Here is a 14394-nt window from a genome sequence, read left to right as displayed (position 1 = left end):
TGCTCCGCCCAGAACCCCTCGGGGTCGGACACCGACCGCGCGTACATCTCGTCATACCGCGACGCGTCAACGTGGGCCTTGGCCGCCAGGTCGGCGGAGGGCGGATAGACGGGGGTGGCTGTCTCGGGTGTGGTCTGTTCGGTCATGAAGGAGCTCCCTCTCCGTTTCGATCCGGCGGCCCGCCATTCCCTAGCGTCACCGCGTTCACCTCGGACAATACGCGAACTGGAAAAGAAATAAATAATGTTAGCGTTATGAATGATTTAGCTGTAAATAATTTTCAGAAATGGCTTGAAAATCGTAAACAAATTTGCCCGTGGACAGCTAACCCCCTTGTTTTAATGGCGCCTCACGCAGCACTCCGTAGGGGCGCTTGCGGGGAATTTGTGCATCTTGTGGTTGTCGGGCCTGGAGCGGCAGGTGTGACAAAAGGATGCGGTATGCGGTTGTATACCGAATGTTAGCGCTCCCTGGTGCGAATCCCTTTCGGCCCAAGGCCCTTGAACCGTGGGGGCATTCGTCTAACCTCCCCGCGAGGCGGAGGATACCGCTGGAGACATAGGGGAGGATGATATGTCCAACATCACTGCAAAACTGCTGGCGACGACCATTGCCGCGACCCTGGCCACCGAGGCCGCCGCGACGGAATGGAACGTCTCGACCTGGGGCTCGCGCCGCGCCTTTACAGAGCACCTGCACAAGATCGCCGAACTGGTTTCGGAAAAGACCGGCGGCGAATTCACCATGAACATCTCTTACGGCGGCCTGTCGAAGAACCGTGAAAACCTGGACGGGATTTCGATCGGCGCCTTCGAGATGGCGCAGTTCTGCGCCGGCTACCATCCGGACAAGAACCGCGCCATCACCGTTCTGGAGCTGCCCTTCCTCGGCGTTTCGACGCTGGAGGAGGAAGTGGCCGTCAGCCATGCGATCTACAACCATCCGGCCGTGGCCGAGGAAATGGCGCAGTGGAACGCCAAGATGCTGATGACCTCGCCCATGCCGCAATACAACCTCGTCGGCACCGGCGAGCCGCGCGACGAGTTGTCCGAGTTCGACGGTATGCGGGTGCGCGCCACCGGAGGCCTGGGCAAGGCGTTCTCTGCCGTGGGCGGCGTGCCGACCAGCGTGACCTCGTCCGAGGCCTACCAGGCGATGGACTCGGGCGTCGTGGACACGGTGGCCTTTGCCCAGCACGCGCATCTGTCCTTTGGCACCATCAACCAGGCGGACTGGTGGACGGCCAACCTGAACCCGGGCACCGTCAACTGCCCCATCGTCGTCAACATCGACGCCTATGAATCGCTGCCTGACGACCAGCGCCAGGCCTTGGACGAATCCGTCGACGAGGCGATCGCCTACTACCTCGAGAACTACGGCAAGCTGTTGCAGCGCTGGGACGAGGTGCTGGCCGAAAAAGGCGTTGAAAAGGTCATGATCTCGGACGCCGAACTGGCCAAGTTCAAGGAGGTCGCGGGCCAGCCGATCCACGACGCCTGGATCAAGGACATGAGCGCGCAGGGACTTCCGGCGCAGGAACTCTATGACCTGGTGTTCTCGACCCTTGAAGAGACGCGCGCCTCAAACTGAGGTGGCTCTTTCGCGCCCCGGCCTTGCGCCGGGGCCTCGCACCGGATCCGCAAGATTCGGTGCCTGGCCCCGACGCAGGGTCGGGGCCTGCGTTTCTCCGGACATGAGAGGTGAGCGATGGCGGGACATGCCTCCGTCCTCGAAGACGACAGCCTGCTGTCGCGGCTGGACCGTGCGCTGGCACGGGTGGAATGGGGCATGGCGCTTGTCTCCGGCGTCGGGGCCTTTGCGCTGATGTGCCTGGCGGTGATTTCCGTCTCTGGCCGCAATTTCTTCAACGAGCCGCTTCGGGGCTATGTGGATTGGATCGAGGCGGCGATGCCCTTCATCGCCATCTTCGGCATTTCCTACGTTCAACGCGTTGGCGGGCATATCCGCATGGATATTGTCATCGGTGTCCTCAGGGGCCGGGCGCTCTGGATCGCAGAGTTCGTCACGACGTTCTTGATCCTCGTGCTGATGGTGCTGCTGGTCTGGGGAACCTGGGCGCATTTCGACCGCAGTTTCGATTTCGGCGCCCCGAACTGGAGCCGTGACAGCTCGATCGACATCGGGTTGCCCATCTGGCCCGCGAAACTGGTGGTGCCCGTGGCCTTCGCGGTGATCTCGCTGCGGTTGGTTCTGCAGCTCGTGGCCTATGGGCGGGCCATCATCCTGGGGCAGAGCGAACCCGTGGCGGTGCCGCTGGTGATGTCCGCGGCGGAACAGGCGGCGGCCGAGGCTGACCAGGTACAGGGGCATGACAAATGACATCGATAGAAATTGGCCTCTGGGTGACCGGTGGCTTGCTGGTCATGGTGGTCCTGGGGATGCGCGTGGCCTTTGCCGCCGCTTTTGCCGGGCTGGCCGGGCTGATCTGGATCTTCTGGTCGAAAAAGGGCTACGACGCCGAGGAGTTCGGCTGGGCGCTGACCGTGGCGGTCAAGACCGCCGGGCAGGTGCCGCATGGCAAGGTTGCGAGCCAGGCGCTGAGCCTGATCCCGACCTTCATCCTGATCGGTTACCTGGCCTATTACGCGGGGCTGACGCGGGCCCTGTTCGAGGCAGCGAAACGCTGGATCGCCTGGGTGCCGGGCGGGTTGGCGGTCTCGACCGTCTTTGCCACCGCCGGGTTTGCCGCGGTGTCGGGCGCCAGCGTCGCGACGGCGGCGGTCTTTGCCCGCATCGCCATCCCCGAGATGCTGAAGGTGGGCTACGACAAGCGCTTTGCGGCGGGCGTCGTGGCGGCTGGGGGTACGCTGGCCTCGCTGATCCCGCCCTCGGCGATCCTTGTGATCTATGCGATCATCGTGGAGCAGGACGTCGGGCGTCTGCTGCTGGCGGGGTTCATCCCCGGCATGTTTTCGGCACTGGTCTATGCCCTGCTGATCGTCGGGCTGGCGTTGACCATCAAGGGCTTCGGCCCACCGGTGGGCGGCTTTACCTGGCGCGAACGTCTGGTCAGCCTGCCGCCGGCGCTTCCCATCGTGGCCGTGGTCGTGATCATCATCTTCTTTGTCTACAACCCGTTTGGCGGTGACAGCTGGGGGACACCGACCGAAGGAGGCGCGATCGGCGCTTTCATCGTCTTCCTGATGGCGCTTTGGCGCGGCATGCGGCTGGCCGAACTGAAAGACGCGCTGGTCGAGACGGCGAAGCTGTCGATCATGATCTTCACGATCATCTGGGGCGTGCTGATCTATGTCCGCTTCCTCGGGTTTGCCGACCTGCCGACCGCCTTCAGCGACTGGCTGACCGCCTTGCCCTATCCGCCGATGCTGATCCTGGTCTGCATCCTGCTGGCCTACGCTGTGCTAGGGATGTTCATGGACGCCATCGGAATGTTGCTGTTGACGTTGCCGGTTGTCTATCCGGCGATCATGGCGCTGAACGGCGGGCCGTTTGTGAGCGCGGAAGAGGCGACATTCGGCATGTCCGGGCCGATGTGCGCGGTCTGGTTCGGCATTCTCGTGGTCAAGATGGCAGAGTTCTGCCTGATCACGCCGCCCATCGGGCTCAACTGTTTCGTTGTGGCGGGTGTGCGGCCAGAGCTGTCTGTGCAGGACGTGTTTCGTGGCGTGACGCCGTTCTTCGTGGCAGACGCTGTGACTATCGCGCTCTTGGTGGCCTTTCCGGGGATCGTGCTCTGGCTCCCCTCTCTGGCGTGACCGGGGCATGCATGCAGGACCCGCGCCCGACGGCGCGGGTCCTTTCCTTTGCCGACGCGTCAACGGCGGGTTTTGCCGTTTCCGCCTACGTTGTCTCCACCCGTCCGAGCTGAGGCGCCACCGAAGCCCCGCGGGTCGGCCAGCTTGCCGTGCGCCCGGCGGTTCATCACTCCGCGCATTTCGTTCTCACCCGGAGTGCCGATGCTGCGGGCCTGGTTGGCGTCGTGGTTCTTGGACAACACCGTGTCATCCTCGCCTGCCCAAGTGTTGGCGTGATCGGCCTGAACCGATGCCGAAATCAAGGCAAATCCAATGGCCGCGGCAAGCATGGTTTTGTTCGTCAAGTCACTGCTCCTTCTCATGCAGGTTTGGGTGTTCGCGCGCCTTTGGTATTCCAACTTAAATATATTATATAGGTGGAATGTGATAAGATGATGTTGACATGAGCAACATCCCGCCGCCTCCGGGCGGCGGGCACAAGAGCGGTTTCAGCGCAGTGGGGCCGTCAGGCGGCCTGCGCCAGCTCCGTCCGTGTCGCCTTTGCCAGGCGGCGAATACCCTCGGCCAGGACCTCGGGCGGATTCAGCGTAAAGTTCAACCGGATGGCGCGACGGTCCTGACCCATCGGGTCAAAGACGCTAGAGGGCGAGATGCAGACGCCATGATCCAGCCCGGTTTTCATCAGACGGTCGGTGTCCAGCGCCGGATCGCGTGCCACCGCCCAGACGAACATGCCGCCCTCGGGGACCTCCCAGGTGAAAAGCTCCGACAGGTCTGCCTGCATGGCCGCGCACAGCGCATCGCGCCGGGTGCGGTAGAGATCCAGGATACCGGGGAGCAACTGCTCCGGAAGGCCACGTTCCATCGCCTCCAGCGCGACGCGCTGGCACAGACCGCTGGTGAACATGTCCGAGCCCTGCTTGGCCGTGGTCATGGCCTCGATGATCTCTGGCGCGGCGATGACCCACCCGACGCGCAGGCCCGGGGCCAGTTGTTTCGAGAATGTGCCGAGGTAGATCACCGGCCCGTCGTAGACCTCGGCCCCGTTGGCCGAAAGCTCCAGCATCCGGGGCAGGGGGGCGCCGTCGTAGTAGAGGTGGCCGTAGGGATCGTCCTCGACCAGCCAACAGCCCGTCGCCTCTGCCGCCGCCACCAGCGCGCGGCGCTGATCCTCTGGCACCAGCCGCCCGGAAGGGTTCGAGAAATTGGGGACGGTATAGGCGAACTGCGCGCCGGCCATGGCGGCCTCTGCGTCAAACTCATTGGCCTCCATCACCATCGGGCGGTACTGCGGTGCGCGCGGTTTCCAGGCGTCGATGGCGCCCAGGTAGGCCGGCGACTGTGCCGCGATGGTCTGACCGGGGTCGATCAAGACCTTGCCCAGCAGGTCCAGCCCCTGCATGCCGCCGGTGGTGATCAGGACGTTTTCCCGGGTCAGCCTGAGCGCGCCGTGGCTGAACTCTGCCGCGATACGGTCGCGCAGGTCAGGTAGCCCGTCGATGGGTGAATAGCCCAGGACCTCGGCGGTGTGTTCGGTCACGACCCGGCCCGCGAAATCCGACAGCTCCGCAACCGGCCAGGTCGATGGATCGGGCAGGCCGCCTGCCAGGTTGACCAAGTCTGGAATCTGTCCGGCGGCCAGAAAGGTCTGGGTCACGTCGTTGGTATCGTTCAGCCAACGGGCAAGGGGGGCACGTCCGGGCATGGGCTTTCTCCGGTCAGACAAGAGGCGATTACGCGGTTCCCCTAACATGCTTTGGTTAACCGGCGCCAACCGTCTGTCGAGATGGGGTATCCCTGTATTTCCGGAAAATCGGAAATAAGGCTTGTCGAGCGCCAGGTATTTCCGTATTTCTGGAAATATGAAAAATGAATCGCTCAACGCCCTTTCCGCGCTTGCCCATGGTCGCCGGCTGGATGTCTTTCGCCTGCTAATGCGGCGTTTTCCGGATGCTGTACCCGCTGGTGAGATCGCACAGGCGCTGGCGCTTGCTCCGTCGACACTTTCGGCGGCGCTGTCACAATTGCGTAGCGCGGGGCTTGTAACACAGTCCCGGCACGGGACCTCGCTGCTTTACACCGCCGATACCGACGGTGCGGGGCGGCTCTTGACCTATCTCTGGGCGGATTGCTGCCGTGGCCGCCCGGATCTTTGCCTGCCAACATCCCTGACGGAGCGCGAAATGGCTGATCGCACCTACAACGTCCTGTTCATCTGCACCGGCAACTCTGCCCGGTCCATCTTTGCCGAAACCCTGCTGCGCGACCTGGCGGGGGACCGATTCCGGGCCTTCTCGGCCGGGACCAACCCCTATAGCGAGCTGAACCCGCAGGCACTGCAGGTTTTGCGCGACAAGGGGCATGAGGTGTCCGACTTGCGGGCCAAGAATGTCTCAGAGTTCCAGGGGGCCGAGGCGCCGCAACTGGATTTCGTCTTTACCGTCTGTGACAGGGCGGCGAACGAGGAATGCCCGCCCTGGCCGGGCCAGCCGATGACCGGCCATTGGGGCCAGCCTGACCCGGTCAATGCAACCGGCACCGAAGCAGAAAGGCAGTTGGCCTTTCAACAGGTCTACGGCGCGTTGAAAAACCGCATCCAATCCTTCACGGCGCTGCCCATCGGCACGCTCGACCGCGAGAGCCTGCAGGCCCGCATTGACGATATCGCAAGAACGGAAGACTACGCATGACCACCTACGCCATCAACGGGCTTGGCCGCATCGGCAAGCTGATCGTGAAACCCATGCTGGAGGCGGGGGACAAGATCGCCTTTCTCAATGACGCGGTGGGTGACCCGGCCATGCATGCACATCTGTTGGAATTCGACACGGTGCATGGCCGCTGGGACGCCTCGTTCAGCGCGGACGCCGACGGCATCACCATCGACGGCACGCGCATCCCGGTCTACGGCACCGGCCACCTGGCGGACCTGCCGCTGGAGGGCGTCGATGTGGTCATCGACTGCACGGGTTATTTCAAGACCGCCGAGCGTATCGCGCCCTATTTCGAACGCGGTGTGAAAAAGGTCGTCGTCTCGGCCCCGGTCAAGGACGGCGGTGCCGTGAACATCGTCTATGGCGTGAACGACGACATCTACAAACCGGACGAGCACAGGATCGTCACCGCGGCCTCCTGCACCACCAACTGCCTCGCGCCGGTAGTCAAGGTCATCCACGAGAACCTTGGCATCAAGCACGGCTCGATCACCACGATCCACGACGTGACCAATACCCAGACCATCGTGGACCGGCCCGCCAAGGACCTGCGCCGCGCGCGGTCCGCGCTGAATTCGCTGATCCCCACGACAACCGGCAGCGCCACGGCGATCACGCTCATCTATCCCGAGCTCAAGGGGCGGCTGAACGGTCATGCCGTGCGCGTACCGCTGCTGAACGCTTCGCTGACAGATTGCGTGTTCGAGGTAGATCGCGAAACGACCGCGGAAGAGGTCAACGCATTGTTCAAGGCCGCGTCCGAAGGTGAGTTGAAGGACATTCTTGGCTACGAGGAGCGGCCGCTGGTTTCGACCGACTACACCAACGACCCACGCAGTTCGATCGTCGATGCGCCCTCCACCATGGTGGTCAACGGCACACAGGTAAAGATTTATGCCTGGTATGATAATGAATGGGGCTATGCGCATCGTCTGGTGGACGTTGCGCATAAGGTCGGTAACAGCCTGTGACCTTCGAATGAGCCTTCGGCGCTTCTGCTGTCTGAAAACAACCCGGGGTGACATGGCCACAGGCCAAGAGGGGCAACGCCCCTCCACCCGATCCGCCTGACCGGAGTCCGGACATGACCGACACCACCTCCCACCGACCCGAGGGTCTGGCCGCCTATATCGCCGTCACCGCCGCCTACTGGGCCTTCATGCTCACCGACGGCGCGCTCAGGATGCTGGTGCTGCTGCATTTCCACACGCTGGGCTTTTCGCCGGTGCAATTGGCCTATCTGTTCCTGCTTTACGAGGTCGCGGGCATTGTCACCAACCTGTCGGCGGGCTGGATCGCGGCGCGCTTTGGCCTGACCTCGACGCTCTACGCGGGCCTGTCGCTGCAGGTCGTCGCGCTGCTGGCGTTGGCCCAGCTGGACCCGGCGTGGAGCCTGACCGCCTCGGTGATCTTCGTCATGGCGGTGCAGGGTGTGTCCGGCGTCGCCAAGGACCTGTCCAAGATGTCCGCGAAATCGGCGGTCAAACTCTTGGCGCCAAGCGGGCAGGGCGGGCTGTTCCGCTGGGTCGCGGTGCTGACCGGATCCAAGAACGCGATCAAGGGGCTGGGCTTTCTGACCGGCGCGGCGCTGCTGGCTCTGTTCGGCTTTGTCCCGGCGATTCTGGGCATGGCGGCGGTGCTGGGCGCGGTGCTGCTGGCAGTGGCATTGCGGATGCCAACGGGCCTGCCCACGGGCAAGAAGGGCGCAAAGTTCAAGGAGGTGTTTTCCAAGGACCGCAACGTGAACTGGCTGTCCGCCGCCCGCGTCTTCCTGTTCGGTGCGCGCGATGTCTGGTTCGTCGTCGGCATCCCGGTCTATTTCTACGCGGTGCTGTCGGACGGCAGTGAAGAGGGCAATCGCATCGCCTTTTTCACCATCGGCAGCTTCATGGCGGTCTGGACGATCCTGTACGGCGCGGTTCAGGCCTATGCGCCAAGGGCTCTGCGCGCCGCAACGCGCCCCGCGGCAGAGATCGTGGGCGCTGCGCGCGGCTGGGCGTTGTCGCTGACGGTGGTACCCGCGGTGCTGGCGCTCTTGGTGCTGGCGGCGGGCGATCCGGCGCCCTGGTTGACGGCGACGATAATTGCCGGCCTGCTGGTCTTCGGCGCACTTTTTGCCGTCAACAGTTCGCTGCACTCCTACCTGATCCTGGCCTTTTCCAAGGGTGAGCGGGTGACGATGGATGTTGGTTTCTACTACATGGCCAATGCGACAGGGCGCCTGCTGGGCACGCTCTTGTCGGGGCTCAGCTACCAGGTCGGTGGCTTGCCCCTGTGCCTCGCGACGGCGGCCGTCATGGTGGCGCTCAGCGCGCTGGGGGCGGCGCGTCTGCGCGCCGAGTGATGGTTGGTGATGTTGGCGCCCGGGCTGGGGGAGGCTCGATCGAGCCTGCCACTCCCGTCCAAGGGCAAGGTTGCGTCGTGGTTGTCGAACCGGCCACCGTGCGCGTGGTCGCAGGGGCTTTCGGGATGTCCCCCAAGATGTGGAGATCGCGGTTCGGCAGGCTGCGTCCGGGGACGGCAGAGGCAATGCAGACCGGCAGCCGCCCGATCAGACGTTAACGCCGGGGCGCGGACCATGTTCCGGGCCAGCCTGCAAAGCCGAAACGCGTAAAACAACTTTGGCCAGGGAAGTCATCCAATTAATCCATGAGCCCGTGTCTCAGGTTCATGGCCGCGCAGTCTGACTGTTCACCCCTGAGCGTCGCAAAGACCGGCCCCGGGCCGGCGGGACTCACGGATCGTGGGGCAGTGTGTCCAGAAGTCGATCCAGCCCGGCCTCGAAATCGGCCAATGTGTCGCCCAGGCGGCGTTCCAGTTCCTCCTGGTAGGCTCGGGCGAGCGGCAGCAGCTCTGCCATCAGGGCCTGGCCCTTGTCGGTCAAGGCAAGGCGGACCAACCGCCGGTCGCCTGCATCGGCGGCCTTTTCGATATAGCCCGCGGTTTCCAGCCGGCTGGCCGCGCGGCTGACCTTGCTTTTCTCCATCGCGACGCGGGCCTCGATATCGCGGACAGACACGGTGCCCCGCCCGTCCAGCGGCTGCGCCAGGTGGACCAGAACCCGCCACTCGGGGATCGAGATGCCAAAGCGTTCACGGTACTGGCGGGCCAGCGCCTCTGACGTCTTTTCGGCTGCAACCGCCAGGCGGTATGGGGTAAAGCCCGAAAGGTCGAAGTCTGGCAAGGGTCTGGTCATCGCGGGATCCCGTATCAGTCTGAGCGCAGTGTAGCCCTGTCCTCGTTGCAGGTGCAATGAGGGCGCCGGTCCGGTTCTCAGGTCAGGCGGACATGCCCGATTTTCGCGCATTTCCCCGCGGCTAGAGCACGGCGGCCAGGGCCAGCCAGCCGGCTGTTTCGCTGGACAGCTGTGCCGCCCCCAGCACGTCGCCGGTCTGTCCTCCCAGCAGCTTGCGAGCCCGCCAGGCAACCCAGGCCGCGGCCAGTACCATCGCGGCAAGGACGGGCAAGGACGCCGTTCCAACGACCAACGCGGCGCACAGCGTCAGCAGTCCGCCCGGCAGCCAGACCCGCCAGGGCAGCGCGTCCCGCTCGGTGGCGGCCATCTGGCCGAGCCCGTCATGCCGGGCCGGTGGCATGAGGTCCAGCAGGACCAGCATCGCCAGACGGCTGGTCAGGCTGACCAGAAGCAAACCTGCCCATGCGCTGATGGGCAGGGCACTCAACGCAGAGGCTCCCAGTCCGGTGACCAGGATCAGCGCGATCACGCCGTAGCTGCCGACACGGCTGTCGCGCATGATCTCCAGCCGGTGCTCCCGGTCATGCCCGCCCATCCCGTCCGCGAAATCGGCGAACCCGTCATGGTGAAGCCCCCCGGTCAGTCCGGCCAGAACTGCCAGCACGGCAAAACCGGCGGCCAGCGGCGGCAGGTTTACCGCTTGCGCGCTTGCCAGCACCGCCCAAGCCAAGAGGCCCAGCGGCAGGCCCACCAGCGGAAAGCTCCACCGGGCCTGGGCCAGCGTCGGCGCCGGATCATCCAGCCGGCCCATCGGCAGACGGGTGAGCATCATCATCCCCAACCGCAACTCGTCGATGCGGCGGCGCAGTCTCATGCGTCCGAGACACCCGCTTCGGCAAAGGTCGCCATGCCGTTGTGGCAGGCAAGAGCGCCCTTCACGATCCCGAGGGCCAGAGCCGCGCCAGAGCCTTCGCCGAGCGCCATGCCGAGATCCAGCAGGGGCGGTTTCTCCATCGCGTCGGCCAGGCGACGATGGCCGGGCTCGCGGCTCATGTGGGCGATTTGGCAATGCGCCAGTAGGTCGGGCGCGGCAGAATACAGCGGCGTCACGGCAGCGGTGCAGATGAACCCGTCCAGCAGCACGGGGATGCGGGCCATGCGCGCCGCCAGTACCGCCCCGCAAAGGGCCGCCTGCTCACGCCCGCCTAGGGCGGCAAGGCGCATCATGGGCGCCAGCGCGCCGTGTTTCTCGACCGCCGTCGTCACGACGCGTGCCTTGAGGCTCATGCCGTCGGCGTCCGATCCCGTGCCCGGGCCGACCCAGTCCGGTGCGCTGCCGCCGAAGGCGGCAAGGGCCAGCGCCGCCGCCACCGTCGAATTGCCGATGCCCATTTCCCCCAGCAGCAGGATGTCGGCGCGGGTGTCCACAGCCGCCGCGCCCCGTTGCAGCGCGTCCAGGCATTCCCCTTCGCTCATCGCCGGTTGATCGGTGAAATCCCGCGTCGGCCTGTCGAGGTCCAGCGCGATCACGTCCAGGTCTGCGCCCGTGGTCCGGCACAGCTGGTTGATCGCCGCGCCCCCGGCGGCAAAGTTGGCCACCATCTGCGCCGTCACCTCTTGCGGAAAGGGGTTCACCCCCTGCGCGCAGACCCCGTGGTTGCCGGCAAAGACCAGCGCCTGCGCCCGCTCGATCGCTGGCCGGTCGGTACCGCGCCAGCCCGCCATGAACGCGGCCAGATCCTCCAGCCGCCCCAGCGAGCCGGGCGGTTTCGTCAACTGCATCTGGCGCGCCGTTGCGGCCTCGGCCGCGGCCATGTCGAAACCGGGAAGATCGAGAGAGGTCACCGCGTCCAGCGACGCAAGGGGCAGGGTGCTCATGCGGGTTTGACTTTCAGTGGATGGCCCGCGACGCAGAACCAGAGTTCGTCGCAGGCTGTGGCGATATGTTGATTGACCAGCCCCGCCGCATCGCGAAAGGCGCGCGCCAGGGCGTTTTCCGGCACGATCCCGGCACCGACCTCGTTTGTGACGAAGATCACCGGCGCAGACTGCGCGGGCAGGGCCTCGGTCAGGGCGTCTACGGCTGCACGCCAGTCCTCTTCGGCCAGCATCAGGTTGGTCAGCCAGAGCGTCAGGCAATCGACCAGCCGGGGCGTCGTGCCATCGGTGTCCAGCAGGGCGCCCAGCAGATCGCGCGGGGCCTCGACGGTCCGCCAATCCGCATCGCGGCGGGCCTGGTGCAGGGCGATGCGGTCTGCCATTTCGCCATCATGGGCCTGGGCGGTGGCGATGTAGATCGCGGGCCGCCCGAGTTCGAGCGTCATGCGCTCGGCAAGGCTGCTCTTGCCAGAGCGTGCGCCACCCGTGATGAGGATCGACTTTCCCATGCGGTCGTGACAAAGCATGTTCCGATCTGGTTGAAAAGCCCCGAAATGACGCTGCCCGACGCCTCTGAACTGCTGTTGATTCGACATGCGCCCGCCCTGCATGACGGGCGTTTGTGCGGACGTATGGACGTGCCCGCAGACTTGGGTGAGGCAGCGGTGTGGGAACCTCTGCAGGCCCTTGTGTCGGAGATCGATCATCGCGTGGTCAGCCCGGCGCTGCGCTGTCGTCAGACGGCCCATGCGCTTTGGCCCGCGGCCACGCCGGAACAGGACGCGCGGCTCTGGGAACAGGACTTCGGCGCACATGACGGGCTGCGGTTCGACGAGATCCCCGACATCGGCGCGCTGTCGTCAGAAGAGTTGGCTGAACACCGTCCGCCAGGGGGCGAAAGCTTTGCCGACATGGTGGCTAGGGTGTGGCCGGCTCTGGAGGAATTGGCAGAGAAGGCGCGGCAGGCCGGGCCGGTCGCCGTCGTGGCCCATGCCGGTACGGTGCGTGCCGGGCTGGCGCTGGCCCTGGGCGCGGTGCCGCCTGCGCTGGGGTTCGAGGTCGCGCCCTGGTCGGTGACCCGCCTGCGCGCCTATCCCGGCGGTCTGTCGGTGATCTCCACCAACTGGCGCCCGATCTAGCTGCATGGTCTTTGTCGCGGGGCATTTCGGGGAATGGCTGCAGGGGCGGCTGGGGCCTGACGGGCCGGTTGCCCTGGTGACGCTTGCCTGCCCGGACCGGGGGGTCACGGTGACACGACAGGGCGAGGGGCCGTTGCAGGTTTCTGGCACACCCGAGGTGCTGGCGCCGGCACTGGTGCAGCGTTTTCTGAGTGACCTGGGCGTGACGCTAGAGGGAGAGGTCAGGATTGAGCCCGATTTCCCGCCCGGCGGAGGCGCGGGCATGTCGACCGCCGCGCTTGTGGCGCTGGCCCGTCTTGCCGGGATCGAGGGGGTCGCGGTGGCGCGGGCCTGCTTGCAGGTCGAAGGCGCAAGCGATCCCGTGATGTGGCCGGAGGCTGACCGCCTGCTCTGGGCATCGCGACGGGCAGAGGTGCTGGGCACGGTCGGCCCGGTGCCACAATGCGAGATCCTTGGCGGCTTCCATGGCGCCCCGGAGCGGACCGACCCTATCGATACGCGGTTTCCCGATGTGGCCGACCTGGTCGCCGACTGGCCGAGGGCCGGCTTGGCGGGCAAGGCGGCGATTGCCAGCGAATCCGCCCGCCGCTGCTCGGCGCTGCGCGGCCCCACCGACGACCCGACCGAGGCGTTGGGAGAGGATCTCGGCGCGTTGGGCCATGCCCGCGCCCATACAGGCCCCGCGCGCGCCTTGATCTTTGCCCCCGGGACCATGCCTGACGGGGCCGAGGCGCATATGCAGGAGGCGGGGTATACCGGGGTGTTCCGGTTCATGACCGGAGAGCCGGATTGATCTTTGCGCAGGTCATGCTGATCGGCCTGCTGCTGGACGTGGCACTGGGCTGGCCTTCGGCGCTTTTCCGGCGACTATCGCATCCGGTGGTCTGGATCGGCGCCTTGATCACGGCGCTTGAGGCGCGGTTCAATGACGGGACCGCACGTCGGCGCTTTGCCACGGGCGCGCTGACAGTGCTGCTGGTCCTGCTGGCGTCCGTCCTTCCTGCTGCTCTGGTGACGGTGGTGTTGGGCAAGGGGTGGGCGGCGGTGCTGGTGCTGGGCGTGTTGGCCTGGCCGCTGATCGCGGTGCGCTCGATGTACGATCATGTGACTGCCGTACGCGATCCGCTCTTGGCCGGAGATCTGCCCGCCGCCCGCCACGCCCTGTCGATGATCGTGGGACGTGACCCCAGTGCGCTGGACGGCGCGGGGATCAGCCGAGCGACCCTGGAAAGCCTGGCCGAAAATACCTCGGACGGCATCGTCGCGCCGCTGTTCTGGGGCGTGGTGGCTGGGCTTCCCGGGATCGTGGGCTACAAGGCGATCAACACGATGGATTCCATGATTGGCCATCGCAATGAACGATACGAGCATTTCGGCAAGGCCGCCGCCCGGCTGGACGACCTGGTCAATCTTGTCCCGGCACGGCTGACCTCACTGGTTTTTGCATTGGCTTCCGGTATGTTGCGGCGCTCTTTGCAAGTCGTTTCTCAAGACGCATCACGCCACCGCTCGCCCAATGCGGGCTGGCCCGAGGCTGCCTTGGCGGGCGGGTTGGGCGTGCGCCTGTCTGGGCCACGCATTTACGGCGACCGTGTCGCTCAGGAGCCTTGGGTCAATGAAGGCGCACCCGATCCCGGGGCGCGCGACATCTCGCGGGGCCTTGCGCTTTATGTGCGTGCGATGTTTCTCTGCGGCGCGGCCCTGATCGGGCTGGCAATACTCTAGGGGAC

15 protein-coding genes are annotated in these 14394 nt (G+C 65.4%); 9 read left to right on the top strand and 6 right to left on the bottom strand.

All coding sequences use genetic code 11. From position 1 onward, the window contains the following. The first annotated feature begins 573 nt into the window (after positions 1-573). The 3 genes from RBB42_RS17480 to RBB42_RS17470 all read left to right on the top strand — a co-directional run bounded on the left by RBB42_RS17480 (position 574) and on the right by RBB42_RS17470 (position 3737). Positions 574-1590 (top strand): C4-dicarboxylate TRAP transporter substrate-binding protein, encoded by a 1017-nt coding sequence (locus tag RBB42_RS17480; RefSeq protein WP_305970656.1) that lies wholly within the window; start codon positions 574-576, stop codon positions 1588-1590. Positions 1591-1707: 117 nt separating this feature from the next. Beyond that, entirely contained in the window at positions 1708-2340 is a 633-nt protein-coding gene (locus tag RBB42_RS17475) for a TRAP transporter small permease subunit (RefSeq protein ID WP_305970655.1), read from the top strand. After that, positions 2337-3737 carry a TRAP transporter large permease gene (locus RBB42_RS17470; protein WP_305970654.1) on the top strand — a complete coding sequence of 467 codons (1401 nt, stop codon included), beginning with the start codon at positions 2337-2339 and terminating at the stop codon, positions 3735-3737. Before RBB42_RS17475 ends, RBB42_RS17470 begins: the two co-directional genes overlap by 4 nt. A gap of 59 nt (positions 3738-3796) precedes the next feature. Here RBB42_RS17470 and RBB42_RS17465 read toward each other — a convergent pair whose 3' ends face one another. Continuing rightward, positions 3797-4081, bottom strand: a complete 285-nt coding sequence (locus tag RBB42_RS17465) for a hypothetical protein (RefSeq protein ID WP_305970653.1) — start codon at positions 4079-4081, stop codon at positions 3797-3799. 161 nt (positions 4082-4242) lie between these two features. Beyond that, complete coding sequence (locus RBB42_RS17460; RefSeq protein ID WP_305970652.1) at positions 4243-5442, bottom strand: aminotransferase-like domain-containing protein; 1200 nt, start codon at positions 5440-5442, stop codon at positions 4243-4245. A 157-nt stretch (positions 5443-5599) separates the two neighbouring features. Here RBB42_RS17460 and RBB42_RS17455 point away from each other — a divergent pair, with 157 nt between their 5' ends. The 3 genes from RBB42_RS17455 to arsJ all read left to right on the top strand — a co-directional run bounded on the left by RBB42_RS17455 (position 5600) and on the right by arsJ (position 8795). Continuing rightward, complete coding sequence (locus tag RBB42_RS17455) at positions 5600-6427, top strand: arsenate reductase/protein-tyrosine-phosphatase family protein (protein ID WP_306043735.1); 828 nt, start codon at positions 5600-5602, stop codon at positions 6425-6427. Beyond that, entirely contained in the window at positions 6424-7422 is a 999-nt protein-coding gene (locus tag RBB42_RS17450) for an ArsJ-associated glyceraldehyde-3-phosphate dehydrogenase (RefSeq protein WP_305970650.1), read from the top strand. The genes RBB42_RS17455 and RBB42_RS17450 overlap by 4 nt, the downstream gene beginning before the upstream one ends. A gap of 113 nt (positions 7423-7535) precedes the next feature. Further along, positions 7536-8795 (top strand): organoarsenical effux MFS transporter ArsJ, encoded by a 1260-nt coding sequence (arsJ, locus tag RBB42_RS17445; RefSeq protein ID WP_305970649.1) that lies wholly within the window; start codon positions 7536-7538, stop codon positions 8793-8795. A gap of 390 nt (positions 8796-9185) precedes the next feature. Here the strand turns inward: arsJ and RBB42_RS17440 are convergent, their stop codons facing one another. The 4 genes from RBB42_RS17440 to cobU form a co-directional block, all read right to left on the bottom strand. Beyond that, positions 9186-9647 (bottom strand): MarR family winged helix-turn-helix transcriptional regulator, encoded by a 462-nt coding sequence (locus tag RBB42_RS17440; RefSeq protein WP_305970648.1) that lies wholly within the window; start codon positions 9645-9647, stop codon positions 9186-9188. Between the two features lie 121 nt (positions 9648-9768). Beyond that, the gene (cobS, locus tag RBB42_RS17435) at positions 9769-10521 is read right to left on the bottom strand and encodes an adenosylcobinamide-GDP ribazoletransferase (protein ID WP_305970647.1); all 753 of its coding nucleotides are present in this window, start codon (positions 10519-10521) and stop codon (positions 9769-9771) included. Further along, positions 10518-11525 (bottom strand): nicotinate-nucleotide--dimethylbenzimidazole phosphoribosyltransferase, encoded by a 1008-nt coding sequence (gene cobT, locus RBB42_RS17430; RefSeq protein ID WP_305970646.1) that lies wholly within the window; start codon positions 11523-11525, stop codon positions 10518-10520. Before cobT ends, cobS begins: the two co-directional genes overlap by 4 nt. Next, the gene (gene cobU, locus RBB42_RS17425; protein WP_305970645.1) at positions 11522-12034 is read right to left on the bottom strand and encodes a bifunctional adenosylcobinamide kinase/adenosylcobinamide-phosphate guanylyltransferase; all 513 of its coding nucleotides are present in this window, start codon (positions 12032-12034) and stop codon (positions 11522-11524) included. Before cobU ends, cobT begins: the two co-directional genes overlap by 4 nt. 45 nt (positions 12035-12079) lie before the next feature. Between cobU and RBB42_RS17420 the strand changes: the two genes are divergently transcribed. The 3 genes from RBB42_RS17420 to cbiB are packed head-to-tail and all read left to right on the top strand — an operon-like array spanning position 12080 to position 14389. Then, positions 12080-12664, top strand: a complete 585-nt coding sequence (locus tag RBB42_RS17420) for a histidine phosphatase family protein (RefSeq protein ID WP_305970659.1) — start codon at positions 12080-12082, stop codon at positions 12662-12664. Positions 12665-12668: 4 nt separating this feature from the next. After that, positions 12669-13457, top strand: a complete 789-nt coding sequence (locus RBB42_RS17415) for a propanediol utilization protein (RefSeq protein WP_305970644.1) — start codon at positions 12669-12671, stop codon at positions 13455-13457. Beyond that, entirely contained in the window at positions 13454-14389 is a 936-nt protein-coding gene (cbiB, locus tag RBB42_RS17410; protein WP_305970643.1) for an adenosylcobinamide-phosphate synthase CbiB, read from the top strand. Before RBB42_RS17415 ends, cbiB begins: the two co-directional genes overlap by 4 nt. The last annotated feature ends 5 nt before the right edge of the window (positions 14390-14394 follow it).

It is taken from the genome of Mameliella sp. MMSF_3455, from assembly GCF_030733205.1.
Lineage (GTDB): Bacteria > Pseudomonadota > Alphaproteobacteria > Rhodobacterales > Rhodobacteraceae > Antarctobacter.
Note: the sequence above shows the minus strand (reverse complement) of the source record. Positions and strands in the feature narration are given on the sequence as shown.